General features: G+C 63.8%; 21 protein-coding genes. 12 read left to right on the forward strand and 9 right to left on the reverse strand.

Annotated features, from left to right (window positions below; all coding sequences use genetic code 11):
• Window positions 1-39 precede the first annotated feature (39 nt).
• From EA187_RS01110 to EA187_RS01125, 4 genes are all read left to right on the forward strand, one after another.
• Window positions 40-963 carry a branched-chain amino acid transaminase gene (locus EA187_RS01110; RefSeq protein ID WP_115603333.1) on the forward strand — a complete coding sequence of 308 codons (924 nt, stop codon included), beginning with the start codon at window positions 40-42 and terminating at the stop codon, window positions 961-963.
• A 173-nt stretch (window positions 964-1,136) separates the two neighbouring features.
• A complete protein-coding gene (locus EA187_RS01115; protein ID WP_127778900.1) occupies window positions 1,137-2,216 on the forward strand; it encodes a class I fructose-bisphosphate aldolase in 1,080 nt (359 codons plus the stop codon).
• A gap of 93 nt (window positions 2,217-2,309) precedes the next feature.
• Entirely contained in the window at window positions 2,310-3,131 is an 822-nt protein-coding gene (locus tag EA187_RS01120) for a hypothetical protein (protein ID WP_127778901.1), read from the forward strand.
• A gap of 187 nt (window positions 3,132-3,318) precedes the next feature.
• Entirely contained in the window at window positions 3,319-4,212 is an 894-nt protein-coding gene (locus tag EA187_RS01125) for a universal stress protein (RefSeq protein ID WP_115603330.1), read from the forward strand.
• A gap of 17 nt (window positions 4,213-4,229) precedes the next feature.
• Here the strand turns inward: EA187_RS01125 and EA187_RS01130 are convergent, their stop codons facing one another.
• Window positions 4,230-4,877 (reverse strand): hypothetical protein, encoded by a 648-nt coding sequence (locus tag EA187_RS01130; RefSeq protein ID WP_127778902.1) that lies wholly within the window; start codon window positions 4,875-4,877, stop codon window positions 4,230-4,232.
• Window positions 4,878-5,136: 259 nt separating this feature from the next.
• On the opposite strand from EA187_RS01130, the gene pdhA reads away from it, so the two are divergent.
• From pdhA to EA187_RS01150, 4 genes are all read left to right on the forward strand, one after another.
• Window positions 5,137-6,213 (forward strand): pyruvate dehydrogenase (acetyl-transferring) E1 component subunit alpha, encoded by a 1,077-nt coding sequence (gene pdhA, locus EA187_RS01135; protein WP_206524148.1) that lies wholly within the window; start codon window positions 5,137-5,139, stop codon window positions 6,211-6,213.
• Between the two features lie 10 nt (window positions 6,214-6,223).
• Entirely contained in the window at window positions 6,224-7,201 is a 978-nt protein-coding gene (locus tag EA187_RS01140; protein ID WP_127778903.1) for a pyruvate dehydrogenase complex E1 component subunit beta, read from the forward strand.
• Window positions 7,202-7,289: 88 nt separating this feature from the next.
• Complete coding sequence (locus tag EA187_RS01145; protein WP_127778904.1) at window positions 7,290-8,585, forward strand: pyruvate dehydrogenase complex dihydrolipoamide acetyltransferase; 1,296 nt, start codon at window positions 7,290-7,292, stop codon at window positions 8,583-8,585.
• A gap of 101 nt (window positions 8,586-8,686) precedes the next feature.
• On the forward strand, window positions 8,687-9,655 hold the full coding sequence (locus EA187_RS01150; protein ID WP_127778905.1) for an NAD(P)H-dependent flavin oxidoreductase: 969 nt from the start codon (window positions 8,687-8,689) through the stop codon (window positions 9,653-9,655).
• Window positions 9,656-9,739: 84 nt separating this feature from the next.
• Here EA187_RS01150 and EA187_RS01155 read toward each other — a convergent pair whose 3' ends face one another.
• From EA187_RS01155 to EA187_RS01180, 6 genes are all read right to left on the reverse strand, one after another.
• On the reverse strand, window positions 9,740-10,513 hold the full coding sequence (locus EA187_RS01155) for a toxin-antitoxin system YwqK family antitoxin (RefSeq protein ID WP_127778906.1): 774 nt from the start codon (window positions 10,511-10,513) through the stop codon (window positions 9,740-9,742).
• 147 nt (window positions 10,514-10,660) lie between these two features.
• On the reverse strand, window positions 10,661-11,128 hold the full coding sequence (locus EA187_RS01160; protein ID WP_115603323.1) for a hypothetical protein: 468 nt from the start codon (window positions 11,126-11,128) through the stop codon (window positions 10,661-10,663).
• 4 nt (window positions 11,129-11,132) lie between these two features.
• A complete protein-coding gene (locus EA187_RS01165; RefSeq protein ID WP_115603322.1) occupies window positions 11,133-11,657 on the reverse strand; it encodes a GtrA family protein in 525 nt (174 codons plus the stop codon).
• Window positions 11,658-11,721: 64 nt separating this feature from the next.
• The gene (locus EA187_RS01170) at window positions 11,722-12,606 is read right to left on the reverse strand and encodes a GNAT family N-acetyltransferase (RefSeq protein WP_115603321.1); all 885 of its coding nucleotides are present in this window, start codon (window positions 12,604-12,606) and stop codon (window positions 11,722-11,724) included.
• 12 nt (window positions 12,607-12,618) lie between these two features.
• On the reverse strand, window positions 12,619-13,404 hold the full coding sequence (locus EA187_RS01175; RefSeq protein ID WP_127778907.1) for a hypothetical protein: 786 nt from the start codon (window positions 13,402-13,404) through the stop codon (window positions 12,619-12,621).
• 157 nt (window positions 13,405-13,561) lie between these two features.
• The gene (locus tag EA187_RS01180) at window positions 13,562-14,806 is read right to left on the reverse strand and encodes a serine/threonine protein kinase (RefSeq protein ID WP_127778908.1); all 1,245 of its coding nucleotides are present in this window, start codon (window positions 14,804-14,806) and stop codon (window positions 13,562-13,564) included.
• A 310-nt stretch (window positions 14,807-15,116) separates the two neighbouring features.
• On the opposite strand from EA187_RS01180, the gene EA187_RS01185 reads away from it, so the two are divergent.
• Window positions 15,117-15,347: a hypothetical protein gene (locus EA187_RS01185; RefSeq protein ID WP_127778909.1), complete on the forward strand. Its 231-nt coding sequence runs from the start codon at window positions 15,117-15,119 to the stop codon at window positions 15,345-15,347.
• 105 nt (window positions 15,348-15,452) lie between these two features.
• Here the strand turns inward: EA187_RS01185 and EA187_RS01190 are convergent, their stop codons facing one another.
• Window positions 15,453-16,610, reverse strand: coding sequence for a calcium/sodium antiporter (locus EA187_RS01190; protein ID WP_115603317.1), 1,158 nt, complete (start codon window positions 16,608-16,610; stop codon window positions 15,453-15,455).
• Window positions 16,611-16,770: 160 nt separating this feature from the next.
• Between EA187_RS01190 and tgt the strand changes: the two genes are divergently transcribed.
• From tgt to EA187_RS01205, 3 genes are all read left to right on the forward strand, one after another.
• Window positions 16,771-18,285, forward strand: coding sequence for a tRNA guanosine(34) transglycosylase Tgt (gene tgt / locus EA187_RS01195; RefSeq protein WP_127778910.1), 1,515 nt, complete (start codon window positions 16,771-16,773; stop codon window positions 18,283-18,285).
• 277 nt (window positions 18,286-18,562) lie between these two features.
• Complete coding sequence (locus tag EA187_RS01200) at window positions 18,563-20,686, forward strand: transglycosylase SLT domain-containing protein (protein ID WP_127778911.1); 2,124 nt, start codon at window positions 18,563-18,565, stop codon at window positions 20,684-20,686.
• 57 nt (window positions 20,687-20,743) lie between these two features.
• The gene (locus tag EA187_RS01205; RefSeq protein WP_115603592.1) at window positions 20,744-21,466 is read left to right on the forward strand and encodes an NAD(P)H-binding protein; all 723 of its coding nucleotides are present in this window, start codon (window positions 20,744-20,746) and stop codon (window positions 21,464-21,466) included.
• A 64-nt stretch (window positions 21,467-21,530) separates the two neighbouring features.
• Here the strand turns inward: EA187_RS01205 and EA187_RS01210 are convergent, their stop codons facing one another.
• Window positions 21,531-22,181: a M23 family metallopeptidase gene (locus EA187_RS01210; RefSeq protein WP_115603315.1), complete on the reverse strand. Its 651-nt coding sequence runs from the start codon at window positions 22,179-22,181 to the stop codon at window positions 21,531-21,533.
• Window positions 22,182-22,280: the final 99 nt, after the last annotated feature.

The following is a 22,280-nucleotide window of genomic DNA, read 5'->3' on the forward strand; positions in this document are numbered from 1 at the left end:
CGACACGACGATATCGGGGCGTTGGACACAGGAGGAGACGTGGCAATTACAGCTGATAAAATCTGGATGGACGGTGAACTCGTACCTTTCGAGGACGCCAAAATCCATGTGCTCACGCACACCCTGCACTACGGACTGGGCGCATTTGAGGGCATCCGCTGTTATCAGCGCGCCGACGGTGCCTCGGCGATCTTCCGGCTCGGCGAGCATATTCGCCGTCTGCTTGAGACCTGCCATATCTGCACGATCGATAGCCCGTACACCCGCGAAGAGCTGGAGCGGGCGTGTGTGGAGACGGTGCGCGCCAACGGCTTCAAAGATTGCTACCTGCGCCCGGTGGTCTATCTGGGACACGGGGAGATGGGCCTGAGCGCCATGAGCAACGATGTCCGCGTAACGGTCATTGCCTGGCATTGGGGCGCCTATCTGGGCGACGATGGCATCAACAACGGGATCCGCGCCAAGGTTGCCAGTTTTAACCGCCATCACGTCAACTCCTCGATGGTTAAAGGCAAGATCAACGGCCAGTACGTCAACAGCATCCTGGCCAAGCGCGAAGTCATGAAGGCTGGCTACCAGGAAGCGATCATGCTCGACACCAACGGCTATATCTCCGAGGCCAGCGGTGAGAACATCTTCGTGGTACGCGACGGCGTGATCTACTCCACCCCCCTGGGAAGCTCGATCCTGGGCGGCATCACCCGCGACACGGTGCTGACGCTGGCCCGTGAGCGCGGCTACACGATCATTGAGCAACGCGTCACCCGCGACTTCCTCTACGTCGCCGACGAGATCTTTATGACGGGCACCGCCGCCGAGGTCACCCCGGTGCGCGAGCTCGACGACCGCACCATCGGTACCGGCAAACCCGGCCCGGTTACCAGGACTCTGCAGGACGCCTACTTCGATCAGGTCCGCGGCTCGGCCACCGACCACATGGAGTGGCTGACGATCGTCGAATAAATCTCGCCCGGGCTCCCCTGTGCGATGAAAGACGTTGAAGCGGCGCGGTAACTCAGGCTTTGAGTGTGGCGCCGCTTCTGCGTATGTACCGTCTTCAACCCCCGATGTTTGAAGTTCCCGCCGGCGAGGGTTTTGCCGAAGTACTCATATTCACTGGATCATTTGGAGGAGAGATGACCGCATCGATCGACCGCATCGTTGAGCTTCTTGGCTCGGACGCCGACAACCTTCTGGGCTATCAGTCAAAGACGATCGCCCGAGAGCGCCTCAGCCTTCCCGGACCGGATTTTGTGGAGCGCGTCTTTATGAACAGCGACCGCTCCCCGCGGGTGCTGCGCAGCCTGCAGGCGCTCTACGACGGCGGGCGCCTGGGCGGCACGGGCTACCTGTCGATCCTGCCTGTGGACCAGGGCATTGAGCACGCGGCCGGGGCGTCCTTTGCGCCCAACCCCGATTACTTTGATCCGGCCCACATTGTGGAGCTGGCTATTGAGGGAGGCTGCAACGCTGTGGCCTCGACCTTTGGCGTGCTCGGGATGGTGGCGCGGCGTTACGCGCACCGCATCCCCTTTGTGGTCAAGCTCAACCACAACGAGCTGCTCTCCTACCCCAACAGCTACGATCAGATCATGTTCGGTACGGTCGAGCAGGCCTACGAGATGGGCGCGGTCGCCGTGGGAGCTACCATCTATTTCGGCTCGCCGGAGTCCACCCGTCAGATCGTGGACGTCGCTCGCGCCTTTGCCCGCGCCCATGAGCTGGGCATGGCCACCATCCTGTGGTGCTACACCCGCAACAACGCCTTTAAGACCGAGGGCAATGACTACCACACCGCCGCCGACCTTACCGGACAGGCCAACCATCTGGGGGTGACGCTGCACGCTGACATCATCAAGCAGAAGATGCCCGAGACCAACGGGGGCTTTAAGGCCGTCAAACACGAAGACGGTTCGAAGTTCGGCCGCACGCACCAGAAGGTCTACGATGAGCTCAGCAGCGAGCACCCCATCGATCTGACCCGCTACCAGGTCGCCAACTGTTACATGGGCCGTGCCGGCCTGATTAACTCCGGCGGGGCTTCCGGCGACAATGACCTGGCGGACGCTGTGCGCACTGCGGTCATCAACAAACGCGCCGGCGGCACCGGGCTTATCCTGGGGCGCAAAGCCTTCCAGCGCCCTCGCAACGAGGGTATCGCGCTGTTGAACGCGGTCCAGGATGTCTACCTTTGCGACGACGTCACGATCGCGTAAGTTAAGCGGCACGCAACACGCTGAATTTTTGGAAACGGCCGGCCCGGGGGGCCGGCCGACGTGTCAGAACACGAATCGATGATCGAGGTGAGTATGAAGTCGCATTGGAAGGCAAAAGTCGCAGCAGGGGTCATGGGCCTGAGCCTGGTCGGGTGCAGCACCAACCAGATCGCCGGGAGCATCATGGGTAACGCCATGGCGACCACCGAGCAGCGCATTGGCGAGGAGATCGGAAACCGCGTGGCCGGGGCGTTGCTCAAAGACCTGACCCCCGCGTTGATGCGCCAGTACACTGTCGGTCTGATGCAGATGCTCTTCTACCAGGGCGGCTACAATATGGAGTTCGCCGAGTATCAGCCTGGCGAGTACACCTCCTGGAGCGTCGAAGGCTCCGACTTCGGCCAGGAGATCGTCAAAGCCTTTCTGCGCGTTGAAGAAGATGGCAAAGAGTGGTGGCGCATTGAGTCGCGCGCCACTGATAAGTCCAACGACGAAGAGGTCGAGCTGATTATGGAAGCGCTCTTCGAGATCAGCGAAGACGGCAAGCGCTATGTGCGTCGGGTGCGTGCGAAGTACCCCGGTGAGGAGGAAGCCCGGGAAGTGCCGGTGCACGAAGAGGACGCCGAGCGCTGGGTCGTCTACTCCCAGGGACAACTCACCGACGAGAGCATGGAAGGTTTGCTCAAGGGCGAGGAAACCCTGGAGACGCCGGCAGGCAGCTTCGCCACCGAGCGCTACGAGATGGATGGGACGCAGGGCGTCACCAGCTTCACCTGGTGGGTTACCGACCAGGATGTGCCCGGGGGACTTGTGGCCACCGAGCACCGTGACAACGACGACAAGGTCTATCAACGCATGGTGCTGCAGGCCTATGGCGATGATGCGGTGGAGTCGAAGCTCGGCGTCTTCGAGTGAGAGGGTGTCCTGAGGTCTGAGAACGTTTTGGAGGTCGTCGGTTTTATCGACGGCCTCCTTGCGTTTCAAATGGGTAACAATTGTATGCGGAGACTTTGCCCGGGGACGCCCGTGTGTACTCTCTGCCGGCCATACCCCGCCGTGAAGGGGCCTCCGAATGAATTGAACTTTAGAAGTGGGGACTTCAATGACTGTGCTCTGCGCCACCGACTTTTCAACCAACTCCCAGGCCGCCATCCGTCTGGCCGCTGACCTGGCGCGCCGCACCGGCCGCAGCCTCCTGTTGACCCACGCTGTGGATCTGGCCGCCGACGATCAGGCCTGGCGTGTGCTGGTCGAAGCCCCCGACGAGATCGAAAAGTCTGCCGGCGAGCAGGCGGCCACACGCCTGGAGACCTTCTTTGAGGAGAGCGTCGATCCGGCGCTTCGCCCCAAGTTGGTGCGGTTCGAAGTGGGTATGGGGTCGCCCGTGGAGGTCATCCTGGATCTGGCTGAGAAAGAGGCCTCCGCGATGGTGGTCGTCGGGACGCGTGGAGCCAGCCGCCTGCGTGAGATCTTTTTAGGGAGCGTCGCCAACAGTCTCGTGCGTCAGAGCGAGGTCCCGGTGCTTCTGGCACCGCCGGAGACGGCCAACGGTGCGTTCAAAACGATTGTGGTCGGACTGGATCTATCGCCGGTGAGCGGCGCGGTGCTGCGCCGTGCCGCGACGCTCGCCCGCGAACAAGACGCCGGTGTGCATGTGGTTCATGCCCTGATCGTACCGGAGGTCACCGGTCTTGCGATGTCGCTCAATGAGCCGGCCTCGCGTCTTCCCGAACTTCGGGCGGAGCGTCAGGCGCAGATCAAAGAGCTGATTGTCAATGAGGGCGCCGAAGATGTCGTCGATGAGGTTCAGGTCATCGTCGACGCACCGGATCGGGCGCTGGTTGATTACGCCGCCAACGTGAAGGCTGATCTTATCGCGATGGGCACGCGAGGTCGCCGTGGCTGGTCGCGTTTCTTTCTGGGGAACAGCGCGGAGCGCACGATGCGACGTGCGCGCTGTCCGGTCTTTGTGCTGCCGATTGGCGAAGAGGATTGAGAGAAGAGTGGGGCGCGTCAGCGCCCCAGCCACTCCAGCCAGGCAGCGTCGCGCCCGAGCCAGTAGAGCGCCGTCAGTCCGATGACGACGACCAGCGACTGTCGCAGGGTGTGTGGATCGCTTCCGCGGCGCCCCTGCATCGGCCCCAGGTATAAGAGCAGCAGGAGTACACCCTGGGTTACCAGCACTCCCTGGCCGGCGAGTACGACGGTGCGCGGGCCAAATCGCTCTGGGCCAAACGCAAAAATCCCTTGCATGCCCAGCCAGCCCGCCGCGCTCAGGGCGAGTATCGCGACGAGATCGCGCGCCTTTGGCGCGCGGCCATCACTGAAGAGCGCGAGCACCCCGGCAACCACCGGACCGCCCATCAGCGCGCCGAACACCATCAGCCAGGGATGCAACGCCGCCGGCTCCGCCGGCGGCGCCTGCTCACCCGCGCCACGCCGGGCCCGCATCAGCTCTGGAGCGATGCCCTGCATCGAAGGCGGAGCCTCAGCCCAGGCCCGCTCCAGCTCATTCTCATAGATCTGGGCCGACGTCGCATCGTGTCTGGCCGTGTCAGAGTCGGCCCACGCCTCAACGCCCCCGGCCGGCGTGTCGTCACGGCCGGAGGTGGCTTCATCGGGAGGAACAGGTCGCCGGTGACGGCGTCGATCGCGGGACATCTCAGGACACTCCGGACAAAAAGGTGAAAGACCGCGCGCAGCCTAGCACAGCGCGCCGCGGGCAGGCGATCGAAGCCTGCCCCCTTCTTGACGCCGCGCAGGCAGGGCACTATTGATCTGGCCGGGCACTCGCCCCCCAGCCACACTCCGGGCTCGCCATCTTCTGGTGCGGGCCTGACGCACTGCCATTGAACCTCAAGACGTCGATACCCAACTTTTTGCGGGCATCGGCACGGGTCGACTTTTACCTGGACGAATCATGGCACAGACGAAAGCAAAAGATGATGAGGCCAGCCAGCAGGCTGCCCCTCAGGTGGAGGCGCTCAATGTTGAGCTTGCCGCGCAGGTTCGCGAGGAGCTCGGTGATGAGCGCCTTGTGGCGATGTTGCGCGATATGCTCCTCTTGCGTCGTTTCGAGGAATACGCCGGTCGCGCCTACCAGCGCCGCAAGATCAAAGGCTTCTGCCACCTCTACATCGGCCAGGAGGCCGTTGGGGTAGGTGCGATGGCTGCGCTGACCGACGCTGACAAGATCGTCAGCCACTACCGCGAACACGGTCACGCGTTGGCCCGAGGCATGGAGCCCAACGCCGTGATGGCCGAGCTCTTCGGCAAGGCCACCGGTTGCACCGGCGGCAAGGGGGGCTCGATGCACCTCTTCGACGCCGAGAAAGGCTTTCTGGGCGGCTGGGGCATCGTCGGCGGCCAGATCGCGCTGGCCGGAGGCGTAGCCTTCTCCCAGAAGTACCGCGATGAAGATGCCGCGTGTCTGTGTTTTCTGGGAGACGGCGCGGTTCACCAGGGCATCGTCCACGAGACGCTGAACATGGCGTCGCTGTGGGATCTGCCGCTGATCACCATCGTCGAGAATAACCGCTACGCCATGGGAACCTCCATTGAGCGTGTGGCCGCGGTCACCGATTTGGCCAAAAAGTCCGAGCCCTACAACATCGTCGGCGAGACCGTCGACGGGCAGGACATCTTCGCGGTCTACGATGCTATTAAGCGCGCCCGTAAACGCGCCGTCGAAGAGGGCCGCCCCACCTGGCTTGACGTGCTCACCTACCGCTACCGTGGTCACTCGATGACCGACCCGGCCCCCTACCGCACCAAAGAGGAGGTTGAGGAGGAGCAGGACCTGCGCGATCCCATCGCTCGCATGAGCGGCTGGATGGTCAGCGAAGGCATCCTCACCGAAGACAAGGTTGGCGCGATCGACGAGGAGGTCACCCAGATCAGCAAAGACGCGATGGCCTTTGCGGATGAGTCCGACTTCCCGGACCCCTCGGTGCTGACCGAAGACGTGTACGTTGAGTGGCCCTGGGACATTGAATAAGGACGACGTCATGCGTGAAATTGCATTCAGAGACGCCCTCAACGAAGCACTCGCCGAAGAGATGGAACGCGACGAGTCGGTCTTTTTGATGGGCGAAGAGGTCGCCAACTACAATGGCGCCTACAAAGTCAGTAAGGGCTTGCTCGATAAGTTCGGGCCTCGCCGGGTGGTCGACACCCCGATTGTGGAGCTGGGCTTTGCCGGCATCGGCGTAGGTGCGGCGATGGGCGGGTTGAAGCCGGTCATTGAGATGATGACCTTTAACTTCGCCATCCTGGCGCTCGACCAGATCGTCAACCACGCTGCTAAGCTGCGCTACATGTCCAACGGTCAGCTCAGCTGTCCGCTGGTGATGCGGGGGGCCGCCGGGGCTGGCGGCTCGCTGGCCAGCCAGCACTCCCAGTCGCTGGAGCAGCAGTACGCTCACATCCCCGGGCTCAAAGTGATGATGCCCTCGACGCCCTACGACGCCAAAGGGATGCTCAAGACGGCCATCCGCGATCCGGACCCTGTGATCTTCATCGAGTCCGAGGTCATGTACGGCATGAACGGGGAGGTTCCCGACGAGGAGTACCTCATCCCCGTGGGCAAGGGCGATATCAAGCGCGAAGGGGCCGACTGCACCATCGTGACCTGGAGCCGGGCGGTGCACTGGTCGTTGCAGGCCGCCGAGATCGCCGCCGAGCAGGGTATTGATGTCGAGGTCATCGATCTGCGAACCGTGCGCCCCTTCGACAAAGAGATGATCGCCGAGTCGGTTAAGAAGACCAACCGCGTCATTGTGGTCGAGGAAGCCTGGCCGATGGCGTCGGTGGGCGCGTCGGTGGCCGAGTGGATCGGCCGCGAGCTCTTCGACTGGCTCGACGCGCCGGTTGGTCGCGTACACCAGCGCGACATCCCCATGCCTTACGCCTACAACCTGGAGCCGCTCTCCTTGCCCTCGGCTGAGAAAATCGCCGAGGCTGTCAAGAAGGCCTGTTACCGCTGAAGGTTGAGCCCTGCCGGCCTCCTCCGGCCGGCAGGGCGTGGGCGACCCGACAACGATCAATGGTTAGCTAAAGCATATCGAGGCACCGATGGCAGAAGTTATGGAGATGTTGGCGCTTAGCCCCACGATGGAAGAGGGCACTCTGGCGGAGTGGACCAAAGCCGAGGGTGATAGCGTCGCCGAGGGCGATATCCTGGCGGAGGTGGAGACCGACAAGGCGACCATGGAAATGGAGTCGTTTTATGCGGGCACCGTGCTCAAACTTCTGGCTGAGCCGGGGCAGACGGTGCGCGTGGGCGATCCTCTGGTGATTATCGGCAAGGAGGGCGAAGATATCTCCGGGCTGCTCTCGGAGCTCGGTGGTGGGGGCAAGCCCGCAGCCAAAGCGAAGTCTGAGCAGGCCGCGCCCGAGAAGGCCGAAGCCGCTCCCGAAGAAAAAGAAAGCGCCTCGATGGAGGTTGCCGAAGACGCAGGCAACGACGACGGCCGCCGCATCAAGGCCAGCCCGCTTGCGCGCAAGATGGCCGAAGATAAAGGCCTCGATCTTTCCACCATCGAAGGCAGCGGCCCCGGCGGGCGTATCATCAAGCGCGACATTGAGTCGGCCAAAGCGGCCCCGGCCAAAGCTCCGCGCGCCGCAGCTGCCGCGCCCTCGGCCGAGCTTCATGCTGCGGCCGGCCTCAGTGAAGTACCCGGCGAGCAGAAGTCGCTGAGCCAGATGCGCAAGACCATTGCCAAACGCCTGGTCGAGGTCTGGCAGAGTACCCCGCATTTCTACCTGACGATGGGCATCGACATGGCCGCGGCCATGAAGGTGCGCAAAGACATCAACGCTCAGCTGGCCGCGGCCGAGGCTGGCTACAAGGTCTCGGTCAACGATCTGATCGTGAAGGCCGCTGCAGCCGCGCTGGCGAAATACCCGGCGATGAACACCGGCTTTGCCGGCGACTCGCTCTATGCCTTCGATGAGGTCAACATCGGAGTGGCCGTCGCTATCGAAGACGGGTTGATCACCCCCACGGTGCGTAACGCCGATCAGAAGGCGCTCGGTGCCATCGCCCGCGAGGTGCGCGAGCTTGCCGGTCGCGCCCGCGACAAGAAGCTCAAGCCCGAGGAGTACAGCGCGCATACCTTCTCGATCAGCAACCTCGGCATGTACGACATCGACGAGTTCATGGCGGTCATCAACCCGCCGGACGCCGCGATCCTTGCCTGCGGTGCGGTCAAGCAGGTTCCGGTCGTCGTGGATGGAGAGCTTGCAGTGGGCACGCGCATGAAGCTCACCCTGGCCTGCGACCATCGCGTGGTCGACGGGGCCACCGGCGCGGAGTTCCTCAATGAGCTTCGTCGCAATCTGGAGAACCCGCTGTTGCTCCTGGTCTGATGTTGGAATGAAACACGTGCGAGGGCGGCTTTGTAAGCCGCCCTCGTTGCGTTCTACCCTTTCTTTTTTCACATCTCGCGTACCGCCTCGGAGTTGTAGTTATGACCCTCCCCGCGATTTTCAAGAACAACCGACTGCCCATCGTCGCCGCGCCTATGTTTCTGGTCTCCGGCGATGAGCTCACGATTGCCATCTGCAAGGCCGGTATCACCGGCACCTTCCCCGCGCTTAACCAGCGCACCACCGAGGGCTTTGAGCAGTGGGTGGTGAAGATCACCGACGAACTCAACGCGTTCCGCGAAGCCAACCCCGAGTCCCCCTGCGGTCATTTTGGCGTGAACCTCATTGTGCATCGCTCCAACCCGCGTCTGCAGGCCGACCTTGAGGTCGTGGTCAAACATAAGGTGCCGCTGGTCATCACCTCGCTCGGCGCGGTCAGCGACGTGGTTGACGCGGTGCACAGCTACGGTGGGGTGGTCTTCCACGATATCACCAACCGTCGCCATGCCGAGAAGGCCGCTGAGGCTGGCGTCGACGGTGTGATCCTGGTGGCGGGCGGCGCTGGCGGCCACGCCGGCACCCTTAATCCCTTTGCGCTGATGGCCGAGATTCGCAGTTTCTTCAAAGGTACGATCCTGCTCGCCGGTGCGATCTCCAGCGGCAGTGACGTGGCCGCGGCTCGCGCCATGGGGGCCGACCTGGCCTACATGGGCACTCGCTTCATCGCCACCCGGGAGAGCAACGCTCAGCCCGAATACAAGCAGATGATCTGTGATGCCCGCGCTGAAGACATCGTACACACCCCGGCGGTCAGCGGGGTTCCGGCGAGTTTTATGCAGCAGAGTCTGGAGGCCAATGGCTACGATCTTGCGACGTTGCGGGATCCGGCTGCCGTTGATTTTGGCAAAAAGCTCACGGTGAACGAGGAGGCCAAAGCCTGGAAGACGGTCTGGTCGGCCGGTCACGGCGTCAGCGCCATCGCCGACGTACCCACTGTCGCCGAGCTGGTGAACCGCCTCGAAGGGGAGTACCGCCAGACCCTTCAAGAACTCAGTGCCGAGCTCGGATAAGGGGCGCGGACTTTGAGCCATTCAGAATAAAAAAAGGCCGGGCGAGGATGCCCGGCCTTCTTTGTGTCTGAAGTTCGTTTGAAATCAATAGCTTACGACGCTTGCCTCCAGGCCGTTGCGGGTCCATCGGATCCAGGCACCCACGCGCGAGCCCTCGTCATACTCACCCTCACAGGAGGGCTCACCGTTGGTATGCCACTCGGTCCACAGGCCGACGCGCGCGCCGTTGAGGTACTCACCCTCCTCGGCAATCTGCCCGTTGGGGTGCACGCGCATATACGGGCCATGACGGGTGCCGCGCGAGGTGGCGCAGTACTGCTCATCCCGGGTGGCGACGCGATGGGTGCGGGCCGGGCAGCTGAGCTCGGTGTTTGTAAAGCGGTCGACCTCCACGATCACAACCTCGGTGTGGTGGTGATGATGTTCGACCACCGGGCGCGGGTAGTGATGGTAACGGCGGTGCACGCGCGAGCGGCGCGGACCACGGTACGTCTCATAGCGGGTGCGGTAGTGATGGTCATGATGCCGCACGTGATGGGGCGGTCGATAATCATGACGGTGGCCATGGCCCCTCCCCTGATGACGGCGATGCCTGTCGCCGTGGTAGCGATGGTCGCGCCCATGACGGTCATGGCGTTCGTGACGCGCATTGGGGTTGGAACGCACGTTGCGCACTCGCCGCTCGGAGCGTGTTGTTGTTGTGGTGGTGGTGCGCCTGGTCCGTCGCTCAGTTGACGGTGCGCTGCGGGCGTTGGATTGAGCGCTGGCCTCCGGCAGCGTGAAACTACCCCCGGCGAAGGACCATGCGGCAATGAGTGTGATGGCGAAGATGGAGAGTCGCAAGGGGGAGTGCTTCATGGCACAGCTCACGGTTGAGAGGTTGCGGTTAACTCGCATGTCAGCTGTCGGTTTGGACGCGAGCTTCAGCAACGTATTCATAATACGCCGGCTGTGCAGTGAAATCGGGGGCGTGTCAGCGCTCGCCAGGGGCGGGAGGCCGCACCATTACCAGCAGGTGGCCGGGGGGCACTGGCCCTCGATGGGGTAGCCCTTATCGCGTCGCGCCAGGTCGAGCGTGGCCTCGCACTGGGCCCGCGCGCGCTCCCTGGCCGCGATATCGTCGGGGTGCGCTCCCCAGCCGCAGATCAGATCTTCGGGGGAGTCGCTGCACTCGGGAGTGACGTCGCCGGGCAGGCAGAGCTTGACGCAGGAGAAGCAGGCCGGGGTACGCGGGTCGGCGCGCTCAATGCGCCCGCTCGCTTCTGCAGGCCGGGCATCCGGCGGCAAGGCCGCGCGCAGGAAGGGGTCGCCATCGGCGGGAGGAGGTCGCCCGATCAGCGTCTCTCCGGCGCGGGTCTGCTCCCGTGTTCCGCGCTCCTCACCCGATGATGCGCAGGCCGCAAGCCCGCAGAACAGAGCTAGAAGAAGCACCATCATGGCGGCATCGTGTACAAGGTTTTGGTACGGCGTCATGGTGTCAGCTCGGCGTGTCTGCGTCGCGAAACGCCCAGAAGTGGCTGGCTAAAAAGTTCAGGGCCATGCCGCACCCGATGCCGGTGAGAACGCCCAGCGTCGGCGCGAGCTTGTAGCCGGCGACTTGCCAGCCCAGCATCACCCACAGGGGCAGGCTGGCCCAGGCGGTGACCATCTGCACGGCCCCTGCGCCTGAGGCTGCCACGTAGTAGCGAGTAAGCCGGCGGTACCAGTCGCGACGATCGCCTTTGACGCGGTCGCCCCAGGTGAAGCGGTCGTTGAGCAAAAAGTTTGTGAAGATGCTCACGATCACCCCGGCCAGGTTCGCCAGCACAAAGCGCAGGTCGTCGCTCAGGGTGGTGGGAACGACCAGATGGAAGAAGAGCTTGAACACCGCCAGATTGACCCCGACTCCGCTCAAGCCCACCACGCCAAAGGTGATCAGCCGCGTGACCCGCGCGCGCCAGCGCTCCGGTGTCGGTCTGGCGAGCTCGAGTTCGGTGGAGATGTCGAGGGGTTCGATCGTCATAGAGCTTACTTCCTGAGAGAGAACAGCGCGTCGCGGCACACCCTAGCGGGCCTGCTCGCGCGCTTCAATCTGCAATGAAAACCGTCTGATAGGGCTCGCGAAAGCTAAAGCCGACGCGCCGATAGACGCGACTTGCCGCCTCGTTGGTCTCATTGACGTAGAGCGTAATGCGGGGAAGTCCCTGAGCGAAGAGCAGGGCGCAGAGGTCGCGCATCGCCCGCGTGGCGATGCCCTGGTTGCGATGCAAGGGGTCGGTGTACACACCCGAGATCTGCGCCCCCTGAGAGCCGCGTGTGGAGATATCGGCCTTAAAGAGCAGGCGCCGTTCGTCGAACCAGCTGTAGGTGCGTCCGTTTTCGATACGGTAACGCACATGGCGACGAAATCCCTCGGCATCGCGCTCCAGAGGATCTTCGAGCGTTTCCTCCCGGTGCATGCGCGCGCTGGCCAGAAAGATCGCTTCGAGCTCCTCCTGACGAGCCCGCCGCAGTCCCGATGGCTCGCCCCGACTCATGAGATTTGAGGGGGTGAGCTCATAGAGTTGCTGCTGCTGAATCAGGCGCGCTCGCACGCTCTGCTCGGCGGTGTAAGTGCTCCAGAAGGACTCAGCGCAGGCCCGTCGCGAGACGATGTGCTGAAAGAGCGTGCCCCGGCGAAGGAAGAACGCTCCGAACTCGCCACAGAGGGTCGGGTCATGAGCCTCCACCATCACGAGGCGCCCGGCCAGGTTGAGGGCGGCCGCCTGCAGCTCTCGCGCCTCATCAAAGAGCCCCCAGAAGGAAAACTGACCGCGAGAGTGCGCCTCAACCCCGTGCCCCTCCAGCCAGCAGAGCTGGAAGAGGTTGGCCTCCAGACGGCTCTCATACAAACGCGTCAGCGCCCGCCGATGCCGGTTTTGCAGCTCGACGGGCGCTGAGAGCGGTGCCTGGTTGGCGGGGTCTGTCGCCATCAACTCGCCAGGTTAGAAGCCACCACCGAAGGGATCGAAGTCCAGATCGATGTCGATCTTTTTCTTCTTCTCGGTCTTCTTGGTGGTGGAGCGAGCCGGACGCGAGCGACTCGTCGAGGATGAGCTCGATGCGGAGCTACGACGCGACGAGCTTCGGCGCGCGGCGGGCTCAGGTTCGGGCTCCGGCTCGGCTTCCGGGATCGGGTTAAAACTGAGTTCCACCACACTGACCTGGGTCTCCGAGGGGCTGTAGACGGCCTTGGGGTAGGTGGTGTTGTCGACCTGGTATCCGGCAGGCATCAGCAAAAAGGCTACGACACCGGCACCGATCACCGCGACGACCAGCGCAGCGAGCACCATGACCTGCGTCGAGTTGGACTTGGCCGGGGCGGCCTGCTCGGGCTGAGCGGCCTGAGCAGGAGCAGCCTGTTCGGGGCGTGCAGCCTGTGCGACCGGTGGTTGCGCGGCGGCCTCGGGAGGCGCTTCGTGCTTGAACTCTTCGGGCGGCTCCCACTGTCCGCTCTCTTTGAGATCTTCGATACGCAGCGCTTCGATCTTCTGGGTGCGGCGCTTCTCAACTTCTTCCAGACGACTCTTCTCGGCCGAGAGCCGGGCTTCGGCCTCGGCACGCCGGCGAGCGTCTTCTTCCTCTTTGCGGCGGCGCTCTTCTTCTTCGCGCGCGGCGATCTCGGCGGCGATGCGTTGCTGCTCAAGCTCGGCCTCGGTGGCCGTTTCATCCAGAATTCCTGCGAGCAGATCGCCGGCGTCGTCGTCGCTGGCCCACTTTTGATTCGCCACGGTCTTTCTCCTGAACACTCGGCCTAAAGCCGATCCATGTGAAGCTCAACAGGCGCCTGATCTCCAGCGCAAGTCGTCTGAGTATAATGGCGGCGGCCGGGGGCGACAACCGCGCATCCTCCCGGCGCTACAACCTGAAACCTGGCCGCTCGATGAATCAGCTGCGCATGTTGACCCGAAAGCGAAAGGGCCAGCGCCCGGCCAGGGTAAAGACCTCATCGTTGCGCAGCACGTGGCGGGCGATCTCGCGCTCGTCGACATGTGTGCCGGTGGCGCTGAGAAGATCGATGAGCAGGACTTCGCCAATCTCCAGCGGCAGGATCATCACGTGCTCTGGAGCCACCGCGTCATCCGGGATCACGATATCGCAGCGCCCCGGATGCCGGCCGATCTTCAGCCCGGCGCGGCGCAGAAGGATGCGCCCGGGCACAAGCCTTCCGGAGAGATCCTCGAGGTACCCAAAGGCCCGGGGCTCGGGAAGCGGTGAGGGCTCGGTGGGCTCAAAGCAGCGCGGATCACCGCCGCGCGAGCGGCTGGCAGCGGCAGGGCTCGCGTCTTCGGCGCGCTCACGCTGGATGGCCACCCGGCAGCGGCTCAGCGCGGCCTCCATTTCGCCGGCTGAGTAATAGCGTTCGTCGGGCTCTTTAAAGAGCGAACGCATCACCACCTCGACCAGACACTCCGGAAGATCCTCGCGCAGGGTCCGCGGGTCGGCTGGCTGCTCCTGCTCGATACGCTTCATCAGCGGGTAGCCTTCCTCTCCATCGAAGGGGACCTCGCCGGTGATCATCTCGTAGAGCGTCACGCCCAGGCTGTAGAGGTCGGCGCGGTGGTCGACGGTGCGCGGGCTGGTGAGCTGTTCGGGGGCCATGTAGACCATCGTGCCCACCAGGTCGCGGCTCTCGGTGACCCGCGCGTTCTTACTGCCGACTTCGGCGCGCGCCACCCCGAAGTCGGCGATTTTTACGCGCCCCTCGGGGGTGACCATGATGTTTTCGCTCTTGATGTCGCGATGAACCACCCCGTGATGGTGGGCGTAGGCCAGGGCGTCAAGGGCCTGAATGGCGATGTCGATCGCCATCAGCGGATCGACGACCTCAACCTCTTCATCGAGGATGTCGGCGATGGCGCGACCGGGGACAAATTCCAGCACCATGGCTGGCCGATCTTTGACCACCAGCGGCTCATAGCAGGTCACGATGCCCGGATGCTGCCGGCCGAGCATGTTTTGAATGCGGGCCTCCTGGTGCATGCGGTAGACGAGCACCTCATCACGCGCGCTCTCCTCGCTGAGCACCTTGATCGCCACGGGCATCCCGGTGGGGCGATAGACTCCACGGTAGACCGTCGCCATGCCCCCGCGCGCCAGAACGCGGCCGATTCTGTAGTTGCCGATGATCACGGCTTGATTCCCTGAAAAGAGGTCGCTGAGCGGCTCACCAGAGTCGCAGATGCAGTATGCACGTCGCGTGTGATCTTGGCGATGCTCATTGTGGCGTGAGAAGCCCCGATTCAACGAGGACCCCTTATTAAGCCCGGTACATCGCCGAGACCGGTGTCGGCGCGCTCAAACTACGGGGTTGAAGTAGTGCGGGAGGTTTTCTTGACAGCTTGCGTCATTCAGCTTATTCCCGAAATGTAGGCGTTTTTACAGCAGGTGCTGTGAAGACGAGATCGCAGAGTCGTAAAAGAATCGAAAGAAGAGGTCGCACATGTTCCGTCTTGTTGCCCTGATGTTCATCGCTATGTTCGCTTTCACCGCCTGTGAAGAGCCTGCTCCGGCTGAAGAAGCCGCTCCGGCCGAAGAAGCTGCTCCGGCTGAAGAAGCCGCTCCGGCTGAAGAAGCCGCTCCGGCCGAAGAAGCCGCTCCGGCCGAAGAAGCCGCTCCGGCTGAAGAAGCCGCTCCGGCTGAAGAAGGCGCTGAAGAAGCCGCCGCTGAGTAAGGCGCTTCGGTGTCCAATGCCTGATGGGTGTTCGACACGCTTCCGAAAAAAAGCCGACCGGATTTTCCGGTCGGCTTTTTTTTGTCCGGTCGCAGGGGGATTTCTTTATTCTTCAGGCGCGCTCGTTTCCCGGGCATCGTCTCGCTGCTGTCTGTAGCGCCACTCGCGAAGTCCCATGACGCCGAGCGTGAGCAACGTCAGCGGGCCGACAAAGCCAAACATCGTCGCCTTGAACTCCGCCGCGTAGGACTGTTCGGTGGCGTTGAAGACGACGTAGAGCACAAAGGCCAGATAGAAGACCATGAAGACGGCACCCTCCCAGCGGTCGACGCGCTGCGAGGTGAAGACGATCGGCAGGCAGGCCACCGCTACGGCCACCATCACCGGGAGATCGAAGGCCAGCGAGGCGGCGGCCACGCGTAAGCCGTCGGGACTCGCCACCCCGGCCGCCCCCAGTACTGCGAGCAGGTTGAAGATGTTGGAGCCGATGACGTTGCCCACCGCCAGGTCGCGCTGGCCGCGTACCCCGGCGAGCACCGAGGTGGCGACCTCGGGCAGTGAGGTGCCCGCGGCGACCAGAGTCAGGCCGACGACCAGCTCGCTCACACCCAGGCCCAGTGCGATGGTCTTCGCCCCGTCGACAAGCCAGCCTGCGCCTATTACCAGAAGCCCCGCGCCAGCCGGGAGCATCGTCACCTGAAAGAGACGTTGCTTCCAGCCATCGCTCCGGATCGGAGCGTCTGACGCGCTTGCATCGTCGGACGATGCGTGTTCGGCGGCCGCATCGATAAGCGCGGCGTCGAGAGGCTCGGGGGAGGCGCGGGCCTCCAACAGCAGCGCAACGATATAGGCTACAAGACCACCGCAGAGCGCGACGGCCTCGACGCGAACGAGGATGCCGTCGCGGGCCATCCACCACACAAGCACGGATGCGGCGATCATCACCGGTACGTCCCGGCGCACAATGGCGTTATGCACCACCAGCGGCGTGATCAACGCCGAGAGCCCCAGGATAAAGAGGACGTTGAAGATGTTGGAGCCGATGACGTTGCCCAGGGCCAGATCGCCTGTGCCGCCGAGCGCTGCGCCCACGCTTACCGCGATCTCCGGCGCGCTTGTGCCCAGCGCAACCACCGTAAGGCCGACGACCAGCGGCGAGATTCCCATGGCCAGCGCCAGGGCCGAGGCCCCGCGAACCAGCACCTCGGCACCAAGCATCAACACCACAAACCCGACAAGAACCAGAGCAAGCGCGATCAGCATGACAGTCACCAAGAGCGCAGAAAAAGGAAGTTGGCGCGGCGGTTGCGTTCGACCGCCGCGCTGAGGCATTTTGGCCGCGCCCCCGGGGCAGCGCGACGACGCCGCGCTCCGAGAGGGCCCGGCTCATCTCATCGACCGACTTACCCACGATAAAGATCTTATGACAGATACCACGCAGGAAGGCGCGCCCTCGCAGGCGCTCAGCTTTGAACTTAAATGCACCGACGGGCGCGCGCGCCGCGGGAAAGTCACCGTGACCCACGGAAGCTTCGAGACCCCGGCCTTCATGCCGGTGGGCACCCGCGGGACGGTCAAGGGCATGACCCCCCGCGATCTTCGGGAAACCGGCGCGGAGATCTGTCTGGGAAATACCTACCACCTCAACATCGCGCCGGGCGGAAAGATCGTCAAGAAGCTCGGGGGGCTGCATGGCATGATGGGCTGGGATGCACCGATTCTCACCGATTCGGGGGGCTTCCAGGTCTTCTCGCTTCCCAAGCTCGAGATCGAAGAAGAGGGCGTGACCTTCGCGTTCAAAAAGGGCGGCAAAGCCATTCAGCTGACGCCCGAGCGCAGCATGCAGATTCAGGAAGCACTGGGAGCCGACATCATCATGGCGTTTGACCATGTGGTCGCTCACCCCGCCCCCTACCAGCTGGCCGAGGAGGCGGTCTACCGGACCTCGCGCTGGTTGGAGCGCTGCCGCAAAGCGCACACCCGCACCGACCAGGCGCTCTTTGGCATCGTGCAGGGCTCGACCTTCCCTAATCTGCGCCGTCTTTCGGTGGAGCTTATCTGCTCGCAGGACTTGCCTGGCTATGCCATCGGTGGGCTCTCGGTGGGGGAGGGCCACCAGCTGATGATGGACACCATCGATCAGACTGAGCCCTTTATGCCGGCCGAGAAGCCGCGCTATTTGATGGGCGTGGGCTACCCCGAGGATCTGGTGGAAGCGGTGGCCCGCGGCGTCGACATGTTTGACTGCGTGCTGCCCAGCCGTCTGGCGCGCTCGGGCATCATCTTTACGCGTCACGGTCGCTACCGGGTGACCAAGGGGCGCTACAAGGCCGATAAGTTCCCGCTGGATACCAACTGCAACTGCTACGCCTGCCGCAACTTCAGCCGGGCCTACATCAACCACCTGATCAACTCCAAAGAGATCCTGGGTTCGGTGCTGGCTACCCTGCATAACATCACCTTCTACCAGGACCTGATGCGCGCGATGCGCCAGGCCATCGAAGAGGGGCGCTTTGAGAGTTTTCGGCGCGCCTTCCTCGACGAGTACCTCTCCGATGATCGCAAAGAAGAGCTCGATCTTGAGGAGGTCCTCGGTGTCAGCGAAAACGAGGGCGACGATCTTCCCTGGAAGACGACCCACTCGGTGGTACCGCCCACGACTGTTGAGGAGAACCGCCGGCGCTCGCGCCGTGACGCCGAGGTCAGCGTCCCGGAGGAGAGGATGAAGGAGCATAAACGCGACTCAAAGAGCGACTCCGGTAAAGGCTCACATGCGAAAGCAAAGGGCCAGGGCAACACCCGCCGCACCTCCTCCGGTCGCTCGCAGAAGTCGGCGAAATCGTCGAAATCCGGCGCGCCGAAGTCGGGTGGGAAGAACTCCGGGAAGTCGGCGAAGTTCTCAAAGTCTTCGAAGTCCGGGGCGGGTAAACCCAAATAAACGTCGTCACCACGCGAGCCCGGAGCCGTGCATCATCGCTGTGCGGCCTTTTGCCGCCGGGCGGGGGGGCGTGTGGACGAGGTCGTGTGTGTGACGAAATTTTTCCGCGCTTTACCGACAGGTGCAGAGTGCGGACCGGGGAGTCGGAGAGCAAAGGACGTTGGCTTTGAATGAGCACATCACAGGCAGATTACGAGAACCGTTCATCGCAGAGTGCTCGTGGCGCCTGCGCCTCGCCAGGCTGATCGCGCTGGGGGTTCTGCTGGGCGTTTTTCTTATGAGTTCGCCCGTTCTTGCTCAAGATGAGCCGCCGGCCGAGCTTACCGACGCCTACGCCCGCTGGCGTGTGGAGGTGGAGACGGACCCCGCCCGGGTGCTTGCTGAGGCGCAAAACGCTGCGGATTTCGGGCCTGTGGAAGAGCTTCGCCAGCACCTGGTGGCAGAGGCCGCCATCGCCGCGGGGCGACTCGATGTGGCGGTCGATGCGCTGGCCTGGCTCTTTGATAAGGCGCAGGATGGCACCGATCGTTTTGCGGCCGGCATCGATCGCGCCGAGTTGCTCGTGCTCCTGGGCCGTGCGGACGAGGCTCGAGCGCAGCTCGAAGACTTAGGAAGAGCGGAGCCCGAAGGGCGACGCGCAGACTCCCGACATCTGGCCGCGCGCCGCGCCCGGTTGCGCCATGATCTGGCCCTGGCCGCAGGCCAGGGCGCGGCGGCCAGCTCCTATGCCCGCGCGCTCCTGACGCGCTACCCGGCCGAAGATGCCACGCGCCGCCCCGGCTTAAGCGTGGGCGTCGGTGAACTCGATGACGCCGCAAAAGTCCGCCGCGGACTGGCCCTCTATGAGGCCTGGGATTACGAGGAGGCCCGCGCTGCGCTTGAACCTTTTGCCGATCACAAAGAGCACGCCGCCACCGTGCGCTGGCACCTGGCAGACATCGCTCTGAACCGCCTGCGCGATGATCCGGTGCTCGCCGAAGAACTCTACGGAGAGCTTGCCGCCGGTCGCACACGCCACGCGGAAGCCGCACATTACCAGTACGCCCGCGCCCAGATGCGCCAGGAGCGCTACGACGATGCGCTCGATACCCTGGAAGCCTACCAGGCGCGCTACCCGCGCGGGACCTGGTCGGAGGCCGTGGACTACTACCGGGGCTGGCTCCCCTACGATCATCGCGAAAACGAGCGGGCCATCCAGGGCTTTGAGCAGTACATCGACAAACGCGGCTATCGCACCGCGCGCTCCTCGCTCGTCATCGGGTTCTGGGCCTGGGCGCACATCCGAGAGCAGCAGTGGCAGAAGGCCATCGAGGTCTATGAGCGCCTGCACCGCTACGGCAACATGCTGGTGGAGGGCAAAGCGCTCTACTGGCAGGCCTACGCCCACCTGCAGCTTGAGGAGCGCGAGCAGGCCATCGCTCGCCTCGATCGTCTGCGCCAGCGCTACCCGGTGACTTACTACGGGATGCTTGGCGAGCAGCTGCGGGCGACGATCGAGGGTAAGGATCCGACCGCCTCGAAGGTGTGGTGGCCGCCGGGGTCGGGACAGGCCGATGACAGCCCCAGGGTCGACATCGATGATCTTCCGGTAGCCCGTCTCAGCGCCGCAGATCGCGAGCGCTGGCAGAAGGTGCGCTGGTTTGTGGCGTTGGGCGAGCCGGAGCGGGCCAGGGAGGCCTTTTTGCCGATGCGTCGGCGAGTTTTCGCCGTGGTGCCCGCCGACCAGCAGCGTGCCTGGATTCACGCCCTGGGTCAGTTCGTGGGCGACTACCACACGATGTGGAATGAGGTCACCGGTGGCTCGATCTCCGCGATGCCACGTCTTCCCGACACCTCGGCGCTGGAGACGGTGATGGCCTACCCTCGGGCTTACCGGCAGGTGGTGGAGGAGGCCACCTCCGAGTTCGAGCTTCCGCCGGAGCTGATGTGGGGCATCATGCGCCAGGAGTCGCGCTACCGCCCCGGCCAGATTTCGCACACCGACGCGGTGGGCGCTTTGCAGATGATCCCGGCCACCGCGCGCCGCATCGCCGAGGAGCTTCACGTTGACTACAACGTGCGCACCTTCCACCGGCCCGAGGTCGGTTTTCGTTTCAGCGCGTTTTATATGCGCCGACTCCTCGATGTTTTTGCTCAGCGCATCGTGTTGATGGCCGGCGCCTACAACTCCGGTCCGGACGTCATCAAACGCTGGGTGGAGAAGAACCCCGGGGGGGATTTCGCCGGTCTCATCGAGGAGTTCGAGTACAACGAGGGCCGCAATTATGCGCGCAAGGTCACCGAGCATATGCTGCGTTACCTCTACATCTACGAGGACGACGTCGAGCGTCGCGGGATGTGGCTCGACCGGATGTTCCCGCTGGACCGCACGATCGAACTTCCCGATGATGTGGGTTATTAAGGTAATGAATTCAATGGCTTGCGTGTGCCTTTTGAGGCCCGTTTGAAGGCGGCGACAATGAGCAAAGAATCGACGAAACGTGCATTTGTCGCCGGGGCGACCGGCTACACCGGTCAGCAGGTCGTGCGCATTCTGGCCGCGCAGGGCGTGGAGGTGGTGGCGCATGTGCGCCCGGACTCCTCCAGCCTTGAGCGCTGGCGGGAGAGGTTCGAGGGGTGGGGCGCCCGGGTGGACACCACCGCCTGGGAGCAGGGCGCGATGACGGCCACGCTCAGCGAGCTGCGTCCCGAGCTGGTCTATTGCCTCATCGGCACCACCCGCGCGCGCGACAAAAACACCGAGGAGGACGCCGGTTATGAGGCGATTGATTTTGGCCTCACCGAGCTTCTGGCCGGAGCCTGCGCGGCGGGCTCCCCGAAGGCGCGTTTCGTGTACCTCTCGGCGATGGGCGTGAGCGCGTCGTCGTCCTCGGCCTATTATAAAGCGCGCTGGAAGGCCGAGGAGTCGGTGCGGGAAAGCGGGCTGAGCTACATCATCGCCCGGCCCGGGCTTATCACCGGCCCCGATCGCGAAGAGAGTCGCCCGATGGAGCGCGTCGCCGGAGTGGTTTCCGGGGCGATCTTCAAAGGACTGAGCGCGGTGGGGGCTGATACCCTCCACGATCGCTACGCGCCCACCGATGCGGTGGAGCTGGCCACGGCACTTGTGCAGCGAGCGCTGGAGGCCACCGATGATGCGATCGTGTTGGAGACTCCCCGGCTTCGCTGCGGCCGCCTCTGAGCCCGAAGCTCGCTCCAGGTGGTGCGCGCCGCATCCCGGGTACAGGTCGTGGTCGCCGGGAGATTCAGCCGGCCAGCGCCATTTGCGGCTCGGCCTCACACACCGGGCGGCTGAGCTCCTGGCCGGTCTGCGGCTGCGGATGCTCCGCGAACCCCGCCGGCACCGACTGGCACCACCAGCTGGAGCAGCTGCGTTGCACCTGAAAATGCAGATGCGTGCCGCAGACCCAGCCCGAGTTGCCCACCCGGCCGACGACCTGGCCTGCCTCGACTTTGTCGCCGGGCTTCACGGTGACCGAGCCGGCATCCAGGTGCAAAAGCAGCGCGTCGTAGCCGTTTTGAAGATCGATGACCACGTAGTTGGCGTCCCAGGCAAACTCCGGTCCGCAGCCGTGGCGGGTCGAGTCATCGTGCACAAGCCTGACCTCCCCGGCGGCCGGCGCGCTGACCGGGGTGCCCACGGGAAGATCGAAATCGAAGGCCCAGGTGCCCAGCCCGGTGTGGCTTCCCACGTCGTGGGTCTGGGTGACGCGGAAAGCCTCCGAGCACTCCCAGGGGAGCTCCAGCTGACCGAGCTCCGGGAGCGGCGGCGGCGCCTGTGTGTCGGAATGATGCGAGTCTGGCAGCGTGGCCTGGGCGCTTCGCGCGGCGATAAAAGACAGCACACACGCGGCCAGCAGGGCGAAGAGGACGCCCGGCAAGAGATGGCGAATCATAAACGCTCTCGTTCAACGTCTGAAGAGATGGGAGCGCCCCCCGAATGCTCCGGGGGGCGGTGAGACGTTGAAGTAAAGGTGTAAGTTTACGATTTTATT

Source organism: Lujinxingia sediminis, from assembly GCF_004005565.1.
GTDB lineage: Bacteria > Myxococcota_A > Bradymonadia > Bradymonadales > Bradymonadaceae > Lujinxingia > Lujinxingia sediminis.